Consider the following 19,187-nt stretch of genomic DNA (forward strand, 5'->3'; position numbering starts at 1 on the left):
AGCTCTCCGGTATGATGCGCCAGGCATAGCCACTCAACGCATACGGAGAGCCGCATCCAAACGAATTACCTCTCCATTAATCATCTGGTTTTCAATAATATGACCTACTAGTGAAGCAAATTCCTCTGGTCTACCCAGGCGTTTGGGAAAAGTCACTGTTGCAACCAAACTGTCCTGAACTTCTTGAGGCATATTTAAAAGCAAAGGAGTTGCTATTAACCCCGGCGCAATTGTATTTACTCTTATTGCAAATTGAGCTAATTCACGTGCTGCTGGCAAGGTCATTGATACTATTCCACCCTTTGACGCACTATACGCAGACTGTCCTATTTGTCCTTCAAAAGCAGCAATGGAAGCTGTATTGATTATGACACCCCGCTCCTGAGATTTGTTGTCCAACTCCAATCCTGACATGGCATGTGCAGCTATTCGCATGACGTTGAAGGTACCTATTAAATTGACATCTATTACTTGTCTAAATGATTCCAAAGGCATTGGTCCTTCTTTTCCTACCATGCGTTTTGCAGGAGCAATTCCCGCACAATTGATACAAACCCTTGGTACTCCTACCTGAGAGATAGTTTGTCGCATTGCTTTTTCAACAGATTCATCACTAGTTACATCACAAGCAACATACAGTTCCGCTTGATTTGAGGCGCCTTCCTGTTTATCCCAGACCACAACTTTCATGCCATGCTGTTGTAAATATTGTACACAAGCCTTACCCATACCTGAGACACCACCAGTTACTAGTGCAATCTGATTATCGAAATTCATTTTTTCTCCAAAATTCTACGGTTTCAATTTCCAATTTTCTTATTTCACTTAAAAACAGTATTCTATTAGACCTCTAGCCAAACCTGCATATTTTTTTAAGGCAAAGCGCAAAACCGCTTTGAGGAAGGAGCCTACATACAGTAAATGAGTGCCGCAGAAACGTTTGCAACACAGCAATAAAAGGAAATAATCAGGCCATGCAAATGGTCTATTGTAAAAATTCTTTGCTAATCGCTTTAAATTCTGGCGTACCTGCTTGTTTTAACCACTCGAACAGTACCATTTCAGCGGTTATCAAATGGATCCCATTCTGTTTCATCCTTTTTAGACCGTATTTTAAATCAAACTCAGAGCGGCTGCTCACACCATCTACAACAACAAAGACATCGAATCCATAGCCCTTCATTTCTATGGCCGTTTGAAGCACACATACATGAGCCTCAATTCCGATAAGAATAAGCTGGCTTTTATTATATCCTTTCAGGAGGTTAATATATTGTGGTTCTTGCATGCATGAGAAATGAATTTTTTCAATGCATTCTTCTTGATTGATATAAGAGCTTAAAGGAGAAACGGTTCGACCTAAACCTTTAGGGTATTGTTCACTGGCTAGAACAGGCACGTCCAGTTTTCTGGCTAATTTTAGTAACCATTCACATCGAGCTAAAAAAAGATCGAGATTTAATATTGCCAGGGTTAGCTTTTCCTGTACATCAATCAAGACCAAAAGAGAATCCGCTCTATTTAGTAACATCCTGATAGCCTCATTCTATTTATTGAACTATATCATATAGCATTAAGAAAAGTGAGTGAACCCCGGATTGACGCATTATTCCTTTCCGGGGAAATAATAGTTAGAAAAAATGAAGAGAGTTAAAGCGCTGCAATATCAATTGTTTTCATTTTAACATCCATTTTCTTACCATTCCTTATTATTGAAACAGTAATTTGCTCTCCCACCTTAATTTCCGTGAGCAAATTATACAGAGCATCATAATTTGGGACAGGATGTGCATTAACACCCACAATAACATCCCCTAAAACAATACGCCCCCATTGATCTCTGTGAGTACCTCGTAACTTCAATTTGTCTGCAGGAGTTCCAGGCACCACATCAGCAATCAAAATACCCTTTTTAACTCCCAACCTTTCAGCAAGATGTGGCTCAACTCGTTGAATACCGATACCAGACAATACCACTCGGCCATGATTAATAATTTGAGATGCAATTTTCTGAATATCTTCCGCGGGAACTGCGAAACCAATACCTGCAGAAGAACCCGATCGTGAATAAATCATGGTGTTCATACCAATTAATTGGCCTGCGCTATTTAATAGAGGCCCCCCTGAATTACCCGGATTGATAGGGGTATCGGTCTGGATCATATCATAAATTGTTACCCCGCCTATACCAGGGACTTTTCTCCCTAAAGCGGAGATCACCCCTTTTGATAGACTATGATCTAACCCAAAAGGATTCCCAATCGCAATCGCTTTTTGCCCAACGATCAGATCATTAAGAGAGACTATTTCAAAGGGCTGAAATGATTTCAAATAATTCAGAGCCTTGAGTGATTTAATTTCAAGGACTGCAATGTCCTTGCGAGGCTCTGAACCAATCACTTTGGCAGGGACAGTCATATTTCCCAAAGTGATTGCTATGTCATCAGCACCCTTAATGACATGAAAATTGGTTACAACATGGCCTTTGTTATCCCAAATAATACCGGAGCCTGCCCCATCAGGAATATGTGTTTTTTGTAATGAGTAACGACGCTGAACAGTAGCATTTGCCAATCGATGAACATAAACAACTTTGGATGAGGCTTTTTGAAATATTTCAACTGTATTTCGTTCATCTGGAAGAAGAGCATCCAGGTTTAAACTAAAAACAGGTCTTGCCAGAATAAAACATAAAATAAAAGGAATAAGTAATAAGTTACGTTGTTGTCTCATCATCTCCATTTAACTCCATACCTGCACGGCTTGCAAATCTCTTGCGAAATGCCTGTCGCACTAATAATTTATCAATTACTGATTGTGGAAAATCTGTAATAGTAATGATATTTTTATCTATTAAAACATCAATCAAATCTTCAAGTACACGAATCAATTGCAAATCGGATTGTAGAAATTTTAATTTTTCGTCGCTCTCACAACGCAACAAAAAATCAACAAATTCTGCATCGTTAATGTCAATTTGCTCCGTTACATCTGAGGTCTTCTGGCTATATACGGCACAAATCCGACCATCCTTATCTCGTTTTATGTAGACCACTGTTTAATCCTTTTTTAGCTAATACTATGTTTAGAAAAAACAGACACATAAATCTTATGTCTGCTGTCTCTAAACTCAAACCTTCCGTATTAATGGCAAGCCCAAACCCAGACAAAAGACTTTCATGAATTATTCTAGGAATATCATTAAGTACAAGCATCCTATTGTAATATATCCTTTCATAGATGTCACCAATTAACTCAAAAGATCAATTTTTATGCAAAAATTAGTCTTGAATCATTTTCAGAATCCGACTCATCCCGAGAGTCTTCATTATCTGAACGATTAGACTCATCGTCAGAATTGGCATCGGTATCGCTATAAATCTCATCATCGCTATTCTCAGAATCATTGATATCACTTTCAGTTTTATCAACATCATCTCGCGCAGCATTCTCCAATTTGGATTGGTCAAAATTAATACCTGATGAAATATTAAAATATTGCAGCAAGAATTGTATAGGCGCCAAAATAATCGCCTTAAATGAGGTGGTTCCTGCATCAATACTTTGTTTTGCAATATTTTCACTGTCATCAGTATGCCGAATATATATTTTTTCTAAAAGTGCTGTATGTTGCTTGTAAAGATGATCCAGACTCTCATTGCGAGACTTTTCCTGACCCAACAAATATTCTTGTAAATCCGTATGAGTATCCCACAATGAAGTTCGTCTTTGCTGCAGGTGCAGCAATTCACTATCATAGAATTTTATTTCTTCATCTATCTCCTTCTTTAACCTGTCACAGGCATCCTTCCTTTCTGTCGAGATCTCACCCTCAACTATGGCCCCTGATTCCTTGAGAGATACTTGTGCATAACGCTCCACTAAGTGAGCTTTTTTACGTAAAATATCCTCAATTTTATTATCCAGGTAGATGATCGCATCTTTATTCGCGCCAAGAACTTTATAATGAGAATCAAATCGTTTATTGCTTTGCATCTGCTCTCTCATTTTCTCAAGTTCACCGGCTTCCTGATTTATTGCTTTTCTCTGTGCTTCATCATTTAAATTTTTATCTCTACTTAATAATAGCTGTCTGATAAATGCGGATAATGCTACAACTGCTCCAAACGACGCCGCACAGATGAGGGCTATAGTCACTGGTTCCATAGTCAACTCCTTAATAGTGCAAATGTATCAATTGGGTGTGTATTTCAACAGCAAAATACCGACTGAAAGATTGAAATGAATTGACTTGTGGCCATTGTACTGATTGACCGCTTATCCGGCTCATAGTCGTTTCAAATATTGGCTTAAAATACTGTTTCATAAATGGCTTTACATCTTTGATAGTTGTGAAGTTTTTAACAATAACCGTTGAGTTTTCTGCTATCTGAGCTAAATTCACCCGACTCATAACATCAGAGAGGCCTTCTTGATCTTCAACAGCACATTTCATCCACTCTAAAAGCGCTGAACGAGGTTTGATATTCAACATCTGGTGCCCTTCTTTTAAAGAAGGTTCCATTAAAATAATATGAGAATGTAACTCAAATTTAAAACAACACAGAAAATCAAGAAAACTTGATTCAATTTCATTATGTGCAGAATGCCCCAACCAACGACAAATTTCATGTCTGAACATTGTAGGAAAATGCTTTTCGATCTCGTTAAGAGTACCATCGTCAGAATCATGCTTGGGAATAACATAAGCCGTATTGTCAGTATGCAATAATTTTAAGCTGGGTAAATTAGCTTCTGGTAATTGTGACGCTAGAAAGGATAAAAATAAATTAGTAGGCTTCAACACTACTATCTCAGATTGTCTTTGAGGCATGAGGCTCTCCTTGATTTAATTAACTCCTCCTGATTACATCTCAACTATTAAAATCAACGTCTCATCTCAATTTAGAATCTTAGTCACTATTTTGACTAATACAGAGTTTTATTCACAAATACGCATGAAGTCACACTTGACTTTCAAAGACTTAAAAACTCCCTGATATTGTTAAATTTAGAACCAAGATTAAGTACATCAACAAAAATTCTGGTAATACATTAACTGAAAAGTCCAAAAAAAAATCTCTCTTATTCAGTCTAATTTGCATATATGATAGTTTCAAGAGTTAAACAGAGTTTTTTTGAGAATATTTTTTCAATTTGTTAGAATAAATACCTATAGTCTTAAATCCTTCTTGACAGAAGCTCCTTTATCTATATGCTTTGGTTTTTAAACTCTGGTTCTATCCCATGAAATTGCTAGGAAAAACTCTACTTGCTTTTACTGCTTTAATGATTTTTGTATCAATTACTTTATGGATTTTAGCAAAAAATATTAAACCCGAAACCCTTAAGCAATTGGTTAATAATAAAATCACAGCAATCACTCATAAGCAAAGCCAAATTGATGGGACTATTTCCTGGCAATTGCTCCCAAGACCTGGGCTCAAATTCAATAAGATACATATAGGTAATGAAAATTTAAATGATAATTATTCTCTTCTGATTGATACATTGCTATTAAATTTAAAAATTACTCCTTTGTTGAAAGGACATTTTGTATTTAGTGAAATTAACATTGATGGCCTAAAATTATTTATCAATCAAGAAAATAATGAAAAGCCTCTCGCTTCTGAAAAAAACGCTAATCAATACAACACAACAACGTACCCCAATGAGCAATTTGCCATTCAAAAATTATTATTAAGCCATGGACAAATTATCCTTAACAGTAAGGGGCATTCTACTGTCTTAAAAAATATTCAAATCGGAGCGGAGCAATTTAATTTAAAAAACTCACCCTTTTCAGTACAGATTAAAGCCAAGCTGACTGATGCTGCTTTTTTACAGACAGCCAAAGCTAATATTAATTTTAAAGGTCGAGTTAGTCTATCTCCCTCAATTATTGATGAACTCAATTCAGGAATTAGTAAGTCTTCCATAGAAGGCCAACTGCAAATACAAAATATTTTATTAAATCAATTTGCTATCAAAAAAATCAATGCCACTCTTAAAACTCATAAAAGAGATATCCAATTTAATCCACTTACTTTGTCACTCTATAATGGGGAGTCGATAGGAGATATGGACTATGTGATCGCTACACAACAATTGTTAATTAATCAAACTGCAACCAATTTAGATGGAAAACAATTAATCACTTCTTTATTAAAACATCCTGCAATTAGCGGTAATTTAGATTACTCAATTCATGCCTCAATACCATTGAAAGCACTCAGTATTGAAAATCTTGTTAGTAAAGGTACCATTACGCTTAAAGATGGAGAAGTCTATAATATTAATCTTGATCAATTACTTAATAATCTAAAAGTAAAACTTAATTCGCTTATGACTGAAACTCCAGATAACATAAAAAAACTGACTCAATCAGCGGATTGGGATCAAAATAAAAACACGCAAGGCAATACCAAATTTAAATTAGCAAATTTTAAATTCCAGTTACAAACCGGAGCAATTAGCAGTGATTCATTTTTGCTGCAGACTGACAAACTCCAGGTGAATGGAGAAGGGAGAATTAATCTGCTAAATCAAGAAATAAACTCCAATATTAAGGCCACGTTAAACGACAATAGTACAGACAATACTTTGCAAAAAATTCAACAAGCATTGGGCGGCTATTTCCCACTGGTAGTATCTGGCACAGTTGAAAATCCCATAGTTTTGCCAGATTTTAAAGCAATTAGTCCTGTATTAAGTTCGTTGGCGATCAAATCGGCTCTAACAAAACCTTTAAAAATAATACAAAAACCACTTAAAGAGCTAATCCATTGAGTACAAACTCTTTAAATCAACTTTTCAGTCAATTACTGCTTGATTGGTATGATCTGCATGGACGCAAAGATTTGCCATGGCAATTACCCCGCTCTCCCTACAGAGTTTGGGTATCAGAAATCATGTTACAACAAACTCAAGTCCGAACTGTTATTCCCTACTTTAATCGTTTTATAGAACATTTCCCTGATGTTTTTTTGCTTGCTAATGCAGAAGAGGATGAAGTGCTCTCTCTATGGTCGGGGTTAGGCTACTACAATCGCGCCAGAAATCTTCACAACACAGCAAAAATAATTAGTGACCAGTATAGTGGCATATTTCCTGAAGATCTGAACATTTTAGTTCAACTGCCAGGAATAGGACCATCGACAGCAGCAGCGATACTTTCACAAGCTTTTAATAAACCAGCTGCTATTTTAGATGGGAATGTGAAACGAGTTTTGTCTCGATTTTTTTTAATCGAAGGCTGGCCAGAACAAGCCCAGGTTAAAAAAAAATTATGGGGGCTTGCGTCTTCTTGTATGCCCAATGAACGATGTGCGGATTATACACAAGCAATTATGGACTTAGGTGCAACATGCTGCACAAATAAAAATCCTCAGTGTTTGCGCTGTCCTGTTAAAAATCATTGCCTGGCCTTTCATAATAAAAAGCAACATCTTTACCCAACAAAAAAAATAAAGAAACAGCGCCCAATATTATCCCAACAGTTCTTGGTGTTGCATAATGGACAAAAACAGGTTTATCTGGAAAAAAGACCTCCTACAGGGTTATGGGGAGGCTTATGGTGTTTACCCAGTATAAATAATCAAACTTGCCCAATTGAGCATATCCAACTCTTTTACAGGTTGCAGGGAGATAGCCCAAAGCTAATTACCCGGTTTAAACACAGCTTCAGCCATTTTCATTTGGAAATAACAGCATTGAGCATAAGAATAGAGTCTATGAATAATTTTATCTCTGAATCCAGAGGACAATGGTTTACAAAAGAAACCTTGCCAACTTTAGGTCTTGCCAAACCAACTACCTTGATACTATCCAAATTAATGGAGACTAGCGCCTAGCGAAGAACCGTTTTAAAACCACCAAAAGATGTATAAACTGTTAAGTCCGCATAAGCCGATATCAATCTAACAAAATCTTTAGAAGTAATTTATTTGCTCATTATTTAATAAATAATGAACAATTACTTTTAATTTACATTTTTTTGTAAAGAAATATTTCAATCTTAACAATTCCTTAATGCTCGCTTAATGTTCTCTTCTTATTATTTATTTGCATTCAACAAGAGAGGTAAACATTATGTCAATATTATCTGCTGTTTCGCGTGTCATAAATAATTTTTCAACTGAAATTAAAAATAGAGTTGTTGAAGTGGGGAGTAATTTAAAGAAGTCAACAGAAGAGTTTATTGGTGAAGTAGTTATAAAAGCGGCTGTTAATCGTTTGAAACAAGGAATGTTGAACGCTTTGTCTTCATCTAATGACACCCCCAAAGATAATGGTAATGATTTATCCACAAACAGCCCTGACATTGAAGATATATCTGCCCCCACGCTAAGCTCAAAGAAAAAAACAGAGGCAAATACCACTCTGGTTGGCAGTACCAGTATAATGCAGAAATTGTTGGGCAATATTGGCGTAAACTCTGAACAAAGCATAGAATTATTGTCGAATCATTTTAATGGTGCTGTTGAGCGTTTTACCAAGGATGTTTCAAAGGCTGCAAATGAGGCTGTGTGTGAAAAGATCAAAAGCATACAACCAGAAGATGTGATAAAGGGTATTAACAGTCTAATCGGCAATAGTCTCAAAGTAGACTCGGAGTCCGGCGACACTACCCTATCATTCAAGCTTGAGAGTGCCGTACAAATCCTGGGCGTCATTCTTGCAACCATGGGTATGCTGATGTTTGTATCTCAAACTAAATCACCCGAGCAGAAAAATCTAGAGATAGAACATCTGCCAACTGAAGAAATTCAACCGCCTTCATTGGCTATTCATTAAAAAATGCTCTCAGCTTGTTCTTCCAAGCTACATGCCGAAAATCATTCTTGGCATGTAGTTTGAAGAATTGGCAACACATTCATAAACTCCTTAATTATAAGGGTTGATTACTGAACTCGCCGTATTTTATGATATATAAGCACTTTTAAATTAACATGATGATTACATGAGCTTCTGGCAGTTTTTTAAGCGTCAACCTTAGCTGTTTCACATTACGATGATTATTTTTTATCTAAAGATCTAATATGGTAGTGTAATACACATAGAAGCATGAGAGCTGCAATGCATAAAAATCAGAGTTTTTCTGCCATTATGGTATCAATACAAACAGACAGGACTTGTGAAAAACAAGATCAAGGCAAAAAATGTTTTAACGAGGGAATTTAGATAAACTAATTGTCTGAATTAAAAACATTTTTTAATGTGGATTTTAAGGAGGGGTTGTAAGTCCTGGCAAAACCCGAATATAAAGTGACACTTAATATCTATAAGTTATATCCTATAAACCATTCTCGTATTATTATCACTAAAAAATACCGAGTACAAAAATGAACCCTATTCTGAATTTGATTATCAGTTTTATTGCCCTTCTTTGGGCTGCCAATCATTTGGTTGCTGGTGCCTCAGGGCTGGCAATTCGTTTAAAATTATCCCCCTTTATGATTGGTTTAACTATTGTTGCATTGGGTACCAGTGCCCCCGAATTATTTATCTCAATCATTTCTTCCTTAAAAGATAAAAATGACCTCGCAATTGGAAATGCGATTGGCTCAAATATAGCAAATATTGGCTTAATTTTAGGAATTATAATCCTTATCAAACCAACATCTTTTCATTTTAATAAACTAAAAAAAGTATACCCAATATTGGTAATTGTCATGCTGTTTGCGTACAGCTTAATACTTGATGGTTATTTGGGCACAATCGATGGTTGCCTTTTTTTGATCGGATGTATAGCAGTACTCTGTTATTTCATTTATTTAGCTAATCACTCTCCTAAAAGAGATTTATCAGTTAATGAATTTAGACCCGCGATACTATCCTATCGTTCAACACCCTCTAATTTATTGAGTATCGCAATAGGTTTATTGATTCTGCCTATTTGTTCAAAATACCTGGTTTATAATGCATCTGAAATTGCAAAATGGGCTGGTATAAGTGAATTCACCATTGGCTTGACCATTATTGCTATAGGTACATCCTTACCAGAACTTACAACGTCCCTTGTTGCCGCTATCAAAGGAGAAGATTCTATAGCGATTGGAACGATAATTGGCTCAAATATTTACAATCTATTGTTAATTTTGGCTCTACCGGGATTACTAAACCCAACTAAAATTAGCAGCGTGGTATTATGGCGTGATATGCCAGTGATGATTTCCATTACCTTACTTTTATTGTTTTTAAATTACTATTATCAAAAAAAAACATCCTCCTGGGCTGGGGGGATACTTTTGCTTGTGTATTTTTGTTACATGGCTTCTTTGATTATTAACGCACACAGTTAGCTAAAACTAACCTGGCTTGGTTTACCCAGGTTTTTAAGAAAGCATTTGAATCAAGGAAATTAGCTTAAGGTAAAAAAATTATAAACCATTATCAACGGGAAAATGTTGCAAATTATTATCTTGAAATAGTTCTCTATCCCGCCTTGCTTGACGATCAAGAATTCCAAGAGCAACTATGGCGTCTGGCTGACCTGCTCTTGCAGCACAGGTTATCCAGAAACGGGCTTTTTTTCTATCTTCTACCACACCTTTACCATAATAATACATATAACCTACAGCATACTGAGCATCTGGATTTCCCTTTTCAGCTTCCGGTTTTAAACGAATGAATGCCTTCCTGTAATCCTGTGCTTTAAAGCATTGGATTCCTTCTCGTAAATTTAAGGTACTATGAATACAGGCAGCCATCATAGGAATAAAAATTAATAGAATGAATAACTTAAAGATGCGTTGCATGCCATTTATTCCTCTTTTAAAGGCTTAGCGACAGGTTCAAAGGTTAAATCATTTTTCGGAAGACTTAAACTTTCTAAAGCGCCATCTCTTTCCACAAGCACTCCTCCTGGCATAATACGTTTAATTGTTGCACCACCAGGTATCTTATCTCCTACATTATAGGTTTTTTCTTCCCCACTGGCAGATCGTATAATCACTTGAGACTCTTCTATCTTGTCCGCAAAAAGAATACCGACCAAAGTAACATTCAGCATTGATTGTTTTACATTATCCTCATTCAAGTCTGCAGGAACATAAACTCCAAATAAGGACGCATTGAAAATATAATTGAGATTCTCTTCTCTCATTCCAGCAATAGATTTTGTATTTGAAACAGGGATAGCCCTAACATAAGTCAATGGATAAAATAAGGAAATCCATTCAAAAATAATCAAAATACCAAACAGGGATATTAAACTAATGATTATCCATTTAGCGTAATTGGCTGAAAACAAAAATTGAATATCAAATTTCATACGTTTCCAATCCCAGTTAAACCTATCAAAACAAATTCATCCTTTTCTTTAAATAATATTGATATATAGCATCCTACCACAAAATAGATCTTTATCACCCTCACTTCAAGATCACTGGATCAGAGCTTACGAAAAATCCCAAGGTCAAGGCAAAAAATGTTTTTAATGAAGGAGTTTAGAATAAACTAAATGACCGAATTAAAAACTTTTTTTAACAAAGAGATATGGGTTTTCGTAAGCCCTGTAGATAATATATCTTTATCCAGGCTGAATTCATACCTTTATGCATCACCATGCCTTGATATCTGTTACGAAGCATGAGTTTGCACAACACTATTTTTTATATAGGATGTAATATCGATGAAAAAATTCCTGCTGGATCATACTGTTTTTTTAAACCTACCCATGAGTCGTATTTTTCTCCAAAATGCTTTAGCCAATAGTTGTCTGGTAATTCTGCACCTAAGAATCCTGATAAATAGCGTTTACCATTATTTTGCAGCAAGTGCTTATCGAGATTCTCAATAGCCTTCAGACAACTTTCCTCTAGGGAATAAGGTACCCCTGGATTTAAAATCATAAATTCACAAATTGAATCGCAGTCTGGTAACATCATAAACCCGGCTTTTTGCTTGGCAATTGGAACAACATGAACCAAACTGGCATAGTGAAGCGGTAATTCCTCTAACAGTTGGCACAGTACTCCTGTTAAAAATGAGGTAGGAACAAAACATTCATACCAAGGATGTAACAAATCCCATTGCCCTGTCAACTTCATCATATCAAAGCGAGAGTTATGTCTTAAAAAATAAGATAAAATACTCTCTTCCTGTATATTCAGGACATTCCATGGCTTTAACTGCCCTAAAATATCTTCTGCATGCCGATCATATTCAACAGAAAGGTGCAAACCATACAACCAATAAGCTATGGGAACACGTTTATCTTCTTTCAATCGAGCTCCCTGAATTGAAGGAGAACAAAATATCTCCATATAATCTACTTTACCTTGTATTTTATAAATATCTTCAAACCATTGATTCGGATCAGCATAAACCAGAAAGAAAGTTTTGACGCGCGGCTGAACTGAACGTAGCTGAATACATGCCTTGGTAATGACACCAAATCGACCTTGCCCTGAAAGGCAGGCTTGAAATAGAGGTGAGTTTTTTTCAACGATTTGCTTTCTCCCCAAACCATCAACCACTTCCAATGCTGAAACATAAGCATTAATAACACCGTATTTAAAAGAGGAAGCCCCTATTCCTCCTGCAGATAAAACACCCCCAACCGACAAATTACAGTTATAAGGCAGCACATAAGGGGCTTTATTGTTCAGTAGTGATTTTTCAAGCAGATTCTTCCAACTGGTATTGGCCTCAACCCAGATGAGATCTTCACTCAAATCAAGTGGCTTGTTGAAAGACTGCATAGAAATTGTTAGTCCTCCAGGAACAGGCAATGATTGGCCACCTTGACTTAAACCATTACCACGAATAGTCAATGGTAAGTGATATTGATTGGCGAATAGAATTAATGATTGCAATGACTCTATGCTTTGAGGAGCGGATACAGCTAACGGCTGTGATTGAATGAGCTTGCCAAAATCCTGACCAAATAAAACAAGCGATTGCTCATCACTGAGCAATGCTTGTCCGGTATCTTCCTTATACTGCTTGATTTTCTCTGAACTCCACTGATTTTGCGACATGTTGATTCCTTTCTTTTGCCAATTCCAATCGTTTATTGCAAGCAAGAATCAATCCATCAAACATCTTGCTAAATGCATCATAGCAACGATCTACCATCCTTAGCGCTTCTCTACGAGTGCTAATTGGTAATCTTCTGGAATATACTTTTCTTTCCATTTCCTCTTCAAATAAAGCATGTGCTAATTCTACTTCAAGATGAGAACTTGAGAAGTATTTCAGATTTTTATCTTCACCCGTTTTTTTAACTTGTTTGACAACTTTCTCAAAAAATACATGTCCTGATGATTCCAGGGTCAACAGCAAGACAATATTCAGATTCTCATCCTCTATTTTATAAATTTCAGACATAATAGAATAGGCAGCATCACGTACCAATTGGGAATCCTTACTGTATAGCCAGGCAACATCATCGCGATCACAGGCCTTGTTATCACATATTTCACCCATGTATTTTTTATCACTTAAAAACCATTTTTCGTGTCCTGCATCCTCTAATCTGTGATGTCGAGCTACTTTCTTTAAGTAAGGATCAGTTACTCTTTCTTCATTAATTCGAAGTATATCTTGAAAAGTCATTGCCCAAAATGTTAACTCCGGGACAAAATAACTGATTTCTTCTATACTATTTAATTCTTCTAAAAGGTTGAAGAAAGGATGATTCATGAACTCATGTTGTTTTGAATCAATATAGGCTTGAACAGTTTTCATAACAGACTCCATATAAACTTTATTTAGACAAGTTTATACTGCAGAATGCATGCCATCTTTTTAATCAAAATGTTCAATAATAAAACAAAAAATAAGCTATTTTTTATTCTTTGCGCTAAAAAACCTCAGGTAGCGACAAAAAAATGTCCCTGAATCCATCTTTTCTGACAAAACTTTGACTATAAATTTCATTTAAAATGAATGAGATAAATTAAATCAAATAATTTTCGCCAATTTTTTGTCATATACGCTAAGTAATTTCTCTACTTCCTGCCAATTTAACTCCTTAATATCAGTTATTGGGAAACAAATTTGCTCTAAAAGGCCAGATTGTAACTCGCCTATTGCCATCGCCTTAGCATACGGGGTATTGGTAAACATAACCAAAACATGCATGGAAACATAATGTTCCGGGTATCGCAACATGAGCTCCCGTTCAATCTGCTTTTGTAAAATAAATTTTGGATTTCTTATGTCTGAATGAATCTCATGATAATTATCCATAGACATTTTCGCTATCGCATCGGTATTCACTTTTCTTTGTTCATAAAAAACAGGGTTGACTCGCGACCAGTCGTCTTGGTATTCATCAAGTAATTCATCAAGAATACGGCAATCTTCAAATGCGCTATTCATTCCTTGCCCAAAGAATGGAATTATCCCATGTGCCGCATCACCTATTAATAAGCATTCGTCTTTATAGTACCAGGGTGAGCATTGGATAGTACTCAAATGTCCAGTAGGATTACCAAAAAAATCTTGAACCAAATTTGGCATAGCTGCATAGGCATCTGGGAACTGTGTTTTAAAAAATAAATGTAATTTTTCTTCATTATTTAGTTCAGAAAAACTGTCTTTCCCTTCATTAGCTAAAAACAAAGAACCTGTAATTGAATCGTCAGGATTAGGGTTACCTAATAGCATAAACGAATCACGTGGCCATAAATGCAAATGCTCTCTAGCCATCCCTTTTGTATGTTTTTTGCTAATTGAAAGCTCCTTGTATCCATGAGATAAAAAATCTCTGCTTGAACTAAATATCCCCTCATTTTTCAGCATATCCCTTACATGAGACGGCGCACCATCTGCTCCAATTAGTCTATGATATGAGGCCTCAACAAAATCACCATTTTTATTTTCAAATTTAATTTTTTTATTATGAATATCAAGAGAGTGCAATTTCATATTAAAGTGTAATTTAATGTTAGGGCATAATTCCGCTTTATTTAAAAGCAAGGCATTGAGATCAGAACGAGAAATAGCATTGATATATTCATCAATGTGACGTCCAAATGGTTGATAGTGAACCTCGCCATTGGCTTCGTGAATAGCTCTTGCTCGCATTGGAACCATAATTTTATTTACTTCACTTAACAGGTTCATTGCTTTTAAAGCGGTAATTCCTCTGCACGACAAAGCAAGATTAATGGAGCGGCCATAATCAGTGGGACTGTTACGAATGTCTGGTCTTGATTCAAACAACTCTACTTGATAGCCTCTTCTAGCAAGATATAAACCACATAAAGTTCCCGCTAACCCGGCTCCAATTATCGTAATGTGCTTCATTTATCCTCCCAACCCATTCTATATCAACACGACATCTATTCCGAATCTCCTTAAAAAATACACAAATTCAATCAATATATTGCTTGAATAAAAGTAAAACTCAGTCTCAACCTGTCATTTTGAGTTGTTCTATATACTTGCCCTTCATATAAACAACATAAAAGATAAAATAAACAAAGCCAACAGAAACTACTTGATTAATTTAACCTTTGTATGCAAAAAACATACCGATTTGGAGAGACTTATGATGGGATTTTAGTTTTGAGAGAAAACAGGAATTCTTCACTTAATGAATTAGTCATTATTTTATTTTCGATTCAGATAAACTTTTTAAAAATTCTAATATATTTTCTGGAGTATCAGGAGCCTTAAAAAAATATCCTTGAGCATAGTCACATCCATGAGATGTTATAAAGTCTCTTTGAAATTCATTTTCAACGCCCTCCGCAAGAACCTGAAGATTTAAACTGTGGCCCAGGTTAATAATCGCTTTGGCAATAGCCGCGTCATTCTGATTGCTTACCATTTCAGTGATAAACGAACGATCAATTTTCAGTTTATCTACGGGAAATTGTTTTAGATAAGACAAGCTTGAGTAACCTGTACCAAAATCATCAATGACTAACTTGGTTCCCATGTCTTTCAATGCATACATAGTATCTACAACGTGATCTATGTCTTCTATCAACAGGCTTTCCGTTAATTCAAGTTCCAAAAACCTCGATTGCAAGCCAGTGCTTTTTAATACTCGCGAGACTACCTCCGGCAAGTTTTTTTGTCGAAACTGCCGTCCAGAAAGATTCACCGCAATGCTTAAGTTTTTAAAGCCAGCTTTATGCCATTCTTTTACTTGTATGCAAGCTTGCTTCATTGCCCATTCACCCATTTCCAAAATCATGCCATTTTCTTCTGCCATGGGTATAAAATCCGCCGGACTAACAAGTCCCAATATTTTGCTATGCCATCTCATTAAAGCCTCGAATCCGACTACTCTGGATTGCTTTAAGTCAATCAATGGTTGATAAACCAGAAATAATTCATCATTTTTTAAAGCATCTCTTAACGCATTATCTAATTGCATATGATTAATAACTCGCCTATTCATTTCAGGTTCGTAGACACGATAGTTGTTTCTTCCAGTATCTTTCGCATGATACATAGACAAATCAGCACTTTTCATCAATGATTCGTAATCATCACCATCTCTGGGATAAAAGCTGATTCCCAAACTACCTGTAATCTTCAAACTATGTTGATCTATTTGAATAGGTTTTTCTATAATTTTTAAAATATTTTGTGCAATTGTTTCAGCTTCCAGCATATTATCTATGTCTGTAAGTAATATTACAAACTCATCTCCCCCCAATCTGGCAACGGTATCAAAATCCTCTGTAACAATGAGTAATCGATTGGCAATGGCTTGTAATAATTTATCACCCATACTGTGTCCCAAAGTATCATTAGTCAGTTTAAACCGATCTAAATCCAAAAATAAAAAAGCCAAAATTCCCTTGTTCTTTCTTGCTTGTAGAATAGCCTGCTCCACTCTATCCATCAGTAAGACACGGTTAGGTAAATTAGTCAGGGAATCATAAGTTGCTTGCAGCAACAGTTGATCTTCCATATCACGTCGTTGAGTCACATCATTTAAAATGCAAATATAATGTTTTACATAGCCAAAAGAATCTTTAACAGGAGCAACGCTGATTTCACACCAATAGAACTCTCCATTTCGTTTTATGCTTTCCATTTCAATTGTTTCTTCTTTGCTTTCCCTAATTGCCAGTTCAATACGTTTATGGTTTACCTCCTCCAAATTTGAACCTAGCAAAGTAAGCAAACCTTTCCCTAAAGCATGTTGCTCCACATATCCCGTGATTCTTTCGAAAGCTCGATTGACATAAATGACTTTGTTTTCATTTTTTGTTACGTCAATAATCACCACACCATGTGTGCTGGCTTCAATAGCACGTTCACGTATTCTCAACTCATCGAGAGCCATCCTCTTTTGAGTAACATCACGGAAACTATATACTCGCCCCACTATTTGTGAGCCCACACGCTGAGGCTGTGTAAAACGCTCATAAATCCGACCGTCTTTGAAATGAAGCTCAGGTAATTCACCTTGCCACTCTGGATTTTGATAAAGATATTGCACATCAGCAATCAAAGATTGCGGATCAATAAGTTGTTCAAGTATGTATTCAAAACTGATACTTTCTTTTCCCGACTCCATCATGTAAGAAGGAATTCGCCACATTTCTACAAACTTTTGATTCCAATCGACAACTGCTCCATGTCCATTAACCATCATAATACCATCTGCGGTGGATTCAAGTGTTGCCCGTAACAGTGAAATTGATTTTTCAAGCTCAACATTTTTTTCGCGAATTTCATCAGTATTTAAATTAATATTCTCAGTCAAAGGTGTGTGACTTTTTCTTTTAAATTCTGGTTGATTGTGATACCACTCTTCCAGCAAAATTGATAACTGCGAATGGTTCCCAACTAAACCAAGTTCGTCACGAATTTCATTAACAGACGGCTCTATGCCTCTTTTTTTTATTTTTTCTGCGGCCTTGGCAACTTTTTCATAATTGATTTCTTGCCTACGCATGCATCCCTCTCTAGAATGACTCTATAAAAATATCGGCATTTATATTATGAACTTTAGCAAAAAAAGCAACGGAAGTATAATTTTTAATCAATATTCTGATCGTTTATTGGTATTTCTTTGAATTCAAATATTTTTATGGGAATAAAAAATGAATAAGACTCATTTCGATACACGTGCAATTCATGCTGGGCAAGAACCATGTCAAAGTACAGGGGCCGTGATGACCCCTATTTATGCTACCTCCACCTATAAGCAAATTGCCCCTGGCGAACATCTTGGCTATGAATACTCACGCACCCAAAACCCCACCAGAAAAGCTTTTGAAGATTGCATAGCAAGCCTTGAATCAGGCCAAAAAGGATTTGCGTTTGCTTCGGGTATGGCTGCCATCAATACGGTTATTGATTTATTAGATTCCGGAGATCACGTCGTTGCCATGGATGATCTTTATGGAGGGACTTTCCGGCTTTTTGATAAAGTAAAAACCCGAACCTCTAATTTATCCTTTTCTTTTATTGATATGTCAGTAGCCGAGAATATTGAAGCTGCAATAACTCCGAAAACAAAATTACTATGGTTGGAAACCCCCTCCAATCCCATGCTAAAGCTAGCTAATTTACGAAAAATAGCTGCTATTGCAAAAAAATATAATTTGATTACAGTTGCCGACAACACCTTTGCAACTCCCTGGATTCAACGCCCTCTTGAACTCGGATTTGACATTGTACTTCATTCAGCAACCAAATATCTGAACGGACATTCTGATGTAGTCAGTGGAGTCGTTGTGGTTGGTGACAATCCAGTGTTGTCTGATAAAATTGCTTTTTTGCAAAATTCGTGCGGCGCTGTAGCTGGCCCTTTCGACAGTTTCCTGGTTCTGAGAAGCTTAAAAACATTATCTCTTCGTATGCAAAGGCACTGTGAAAACGCTAACCATCTGGCTAACTGGCTTAGCAGCCACCCCAAGATTGAAAAAGTCATTTATCCCGGATTAAAAAGTCATCCGCAATATTCTCTTGCTAAGGAACAAATGAACGATTTCGGTGGTATGATATCTTTGGTACTTAAAGGTAGTCTTGAAGATGCCAAACGATTTTTAGCTCGCTGCGAATTATTTACTTTGGCTGAAAGCCTGGGGGGTGTAGAAAGTTTAATTGAGCATCCTGCAATTATGACCCATGCCTCTATTCCAGTCGAACAACGCAAAGCCCTGGGCATAGAAGATAGTTTCATAAGATTATCAGTTGGTATTGAACACATTGATGATCTGCGTGCCGATCTGGAGCATGCTTTAGGTTAAAATATGTAA

The 19,187-nt window shown here is 36.3% G+C and carries 17 protein-coding genes; 5 read left to right on the plus strand and 12 right to left on the minus strand.

Going from position 1 to position 19,187, the window contains the following annotated elements:
- Window positions 1-33: 33 nt before the first annotated feature.
- From OQI99_RS07285 to OQI99_RS07310, 6 genes are all read right to left on the minus strand, one after another.
- Window positions 34-777: an SDR family NAD(P)-dependent oxidoreductase gene (locus OQI99_RS07285; RefSeq protein ID WP_061512951.1), complete on the minus strand. Its 744-nt coding sequence runs from the start codon at window positions 775-777 to the stop codon at window positions 34-36.
- Between the two features lie 208 nt (window positions 778-985).
- On the minus strand, window positions 986-1,531 hold the full coding sequence (locus tag OQI99_RS07290; protein WP_061512950.1) for an isochorismatase family protein: 546 nt from the start codon (window positions 1,529-1,531) through the stop codon (window positions 986-988).
- A 119-nt stretch (window positions 1,532-1,650) separates the two neighbouring features.
- On the minus strand, window positions 1,651-2,742 hold the full coding sequence (locus OQI99_RS07295; RefSeq protein ID WP_080447232.1) for a S1C family serine protease: 1,092 nt from the start codon (window positions 2,740-2,742) through the stop codon (window positions 1,651-1,653).
- On the minus strand, window positions 2,717-3,055 hold the full coding sequence (locus tag OQI99_RS07300; RefSeq protein ID WP_061512949.1) for a hypothetical protein: 339 nt from the start codon (window positions 3,053-3,055) through the stop codon (window positions 2,717-2,719). Before OQI99_RS07300 ends, OQI99_RS07295 begins: the two co-directional genes overlap by 26 nt.
- A 215-nt stretch (window positions 3,056-3,270) precedes the next feature.
- A complete protein-coding gene (locus tag OQI99_RS07305) occupies window positions 3,271-4,167 on the minus strand; it encodes a hypothetical protein (RefSeq protein ID WP_061512947.1) in 897 nt (298 codons plus the stop codon).
- A 10-nt stretch (window positions 4,168-4,177) separates the two neighbouring features.
- Entirely contained in the window at window positions 4,178-4,834 is a 657-nt protein-coding gene (locus OQI99_RS07310; RefSeq protein WP_061512946.1) for a hypothetical protein, read from the minus strand.
- Window positions 4,835-5,247: 413 nt separating this feature from the next.
- Here OQI99_RS07310 and OQI99_RS07315 point away from each other — a divergent pair, with 413 nt between their 5' ends.
- From OQI99_RS07315 to OQI99_RS07330, 4 genes are all read left to right on the plus strand, one after another.
- Window positions 5,248-6,789: an AsmA family protein gene (locus OQI99_RS07315; protein WP_061512945.1), complete on the plus strand. Its 1,542-nt coding sequence runs from the start codon at window positions 5,248-5,250 to the stop codon at window positions 6,787-6,789.
- Window positions 6,786-7,853: an A/G-specific adenine glycosylase gene (gene mutY, locus OQI99_RS07320; RefSeq protein ID WP_061512944.1), complete on the plus strand. Its 1,068-nt coding sequence runs from the start codon at window positions 6,786-6,788 to the stop codon at window positions 7,851-7,853. The genes OQI99_RS07315 and mutY overlap by 4 nt, the downstream gene beginning before the upstream one ends.
- Before the next feature lie 211 nt (window positions 7,854-8,064).
- A complete protein-coding gene (gene ceg18 / locus OQI99_RS07325) occupies window positions 8,065-8,796 on the plus strand; it encodes a Dot/Icm T4SS effector Ceg18 (RefSeq protein ID WP_265731606.1) in 732 nt (243 codons plus the stop codon).
- Between the two features lie 548 nt (window positions 8,797-9,344).
- Complete coding sequence (locus OQI99_RS07330) at window positions 9,345-10,304, plus strand: calcium/sodium antiporter (RefSeq protein ID WP_265731607.1); 960 nt, start codon at window positions 9,345-9,347, stop codon at window positions 10,302-10,304.
- A 78-nt stretch (window positions 10,305-10,382) separates the two neighbouring features.
- On the opposite strand, the gene OQI99_RS07335 is transcribed toward OQI99_RS07330, so the two are convergent.
- The 6 genes from OQI99_RS07335 to OQI99_RS07360 form a co-directional block, all read right to left on the minus strand.
- Entirely contained in the window at window positions 10,383-10,760 is a 378-nt protein-coding gene (locus tag OQI99_RS07335; RefSeq protein ID WP_061512941.1) for a tetratricopeptide repeat protein, read from the minus strand.
- A 5-nt stretch (window positions 10,761-10,765) separates the two neighbouring features.
- On the minus strand, window positions 10,766-11,275 hold the full coding sequence (gene lspC / locus OQI99_RS07340; RefSeq protein ID WP_061512940.1) for a type II secretory system protein LspC: 510 nt from the start codon (window positions 11,273-11,275) through the stop codon (window positions 10,766-10,768).
- Between the two features lie 340 nt (window positions 11,276-11,615).
- A complete protein-coding gene (locus OQI99_RS07345; protein WP_265731608.1) occupies window positions 11,616-12,986 on the minus strand; it encodes an FAD-binding protein in 1,371 nt (456 codons plus the stop codon).
- Window positions 12,943-13,695: a hypothetical protein gene (locus OQI99_RS07350; protein ID WP_061512938.1), complete on the minus strand. Its 753-nt coding sequence runs from the start codon at window positions 13,693-13,695 to the stop codon at window positions 12,943-12,945. Before OQI99_RS07350 ends, OQI99_RS07345 begins: the two co-directional genes overlap by 44 nt.
- A gap of 216 nt (window positions 13,696-13,911) precedes the next feature.
- Complete coding sequence (locus OQI99_RS07355; RefSeq protein WP_265731609.1) at window positions 13,912-15,261, minus strand: FAD-dependent oxidoreductase; 1,350 nt, start codon at window positions 15,259-15,261, stop codon at window positions 13,912-13,914.
- 301 nt (window positions 15,262-15,562) lie between these two features.
- Window positions 15,563-17,878, minus strand: a complete 2,316-nt coding sequence (locus tag OQI99_RS07360; RefSeq protein ID WP_265731610.1) for an EAL domain-containing protein — start codon at window positions 17,876-17,878, stop codon at window positions 15,563-15,565.
- A gap of 148 nt (window positions 17,879-18,026) precedes the next feature.
- Here OQI99_RS07360 and OQI99_RS07365 point away from each other — a divergent pair, with 148 nt between their 5' ends.
- Window positions 18,027-19,178 carry a trans-sulfuration enzyme family protein gene (locus tag OQI99_RS07365; RefSeq protein WP_265731611.1) on the plus strand — a complete coding sequence of 384 codons (1,152 nt, stop codon included), beginning with the start codon at window positions 18,027-18,029 and terminating at the stop codon, window positions 19,176-19,178.
- The last annotated feature ends 9 nt before the right edge of the window (window positions 19,179-19,187 follow it).

Source organism: Legionella sp. PATHC039 (genome assembly GCF_026191275.1).
Taxonomy (GTDB): Bacteria; Pseudomonadota; Gammaproteobacteria; order Legionellales; family Legionellaceae; genus Legionella; species Legionella pneumophila.

Excerpts from the sequence above, each read along its gene's own strand:
- OQI99_RS07285 (WP_061512951.1), bottom strand. The coding sequence starts at position 777 with ATGAATTTCGATAATCAGATTGCACTAGTAACTGGTGGTGTCTCAGGT.
- OQI99_RS07350 (WP_061512938.1), bottom strand. The coding sequence starts at position 13,695 with ATGAAAACTGTTCAAGCCTATATTGATTCAAAACAACATGAGTTCATG.
- OQI99_RS07365 (WP_265731611.1), top strand. The coding sequence starts at position 18,027 with ATGAATAAGACTCATTTCGATACACGTGCAATTCATGCTGGGCAAGAA.
- OQI99_RS07330 (WP_265731607.1), top strand. The coding sequence starts at position 9,345 with ATGAACCCTATTCTGAATTTGATTATCAGTTTTATTGCCCTTCTTTGG.
- OQI99_RS07315 (WP_061512945.1), top strand. The coding sequence starts at position 5,248 with ATGAAATTGCTAGGAAAAACTCTACTTGCTTTTACTGCTTTAATGATT.
- OQI99_RS07290 (WP_061512950.1), bottom strand. The coding sequence starts at position 1,531 with ATGTTACTAAATAGAGCGGATTCTCTTTTGGTCTTGATTGATGTACAG.
- OQI99_RS07360 (WP_265731610.1), bottom strand. The coding sequence starts at position 17,878 with ATGCGTAGGCAAGAAATCAATTATGAAAAAGTTGCCAAGGCCGCAGAA.
- OQI99_RS07355 (WP_265731609.1), bottom strand. The coding sequence starts at position 15,261 with ATGAAGCACATTACGATAATTGGAGCCGGGTTAGCGGGAACTTTATGT.
- lspC (WP_061512940.1), bottom strand. The coding sequence starts at position 11,275 with ATGAAATTTGATATTCAATTTTTGTTTTCAGCCAATTACGCTAAATGG.
- OQI99_RS07335 (WP_061512941.1), bottom strand. The coding sequence starts at position 10,760 with ATGCAACGCATCTTTAAGTTATTCATTCTATTAATTTTTATTCCTATG.
- OQI99_RS07305 (WP_061512947.1), bottom strand. The coding sequence starts at position 4,167 with ATGGAACCAGTGACTATAGCCCTCATCTGTGCGGCGTCGTTTGGAGCA.
- OQI99_RS07310 (WP_061512946.1), bottom strand. The coding sequence starts at position 4,834 with ATGCCTCAAAGACAATCTGAGATAGTAGTGTTGAAGCCTACTAATTTA.
- OQI99_RS07345 (WP_265731608.1), bottom strand. The coding sequence starts at position 12,986 with ATGTCGCAAAATCAGTGGAGTTCAGAGAAAATCAAGCAGTATAAGGAA.
- OQI99_RS07295 (WP_080447232.1), bottom strand. The coding sequence starts at position 2,742 with ATGGAGATGATGAGACAACAACGTAACTTATTACTTATTCCTTTTATT.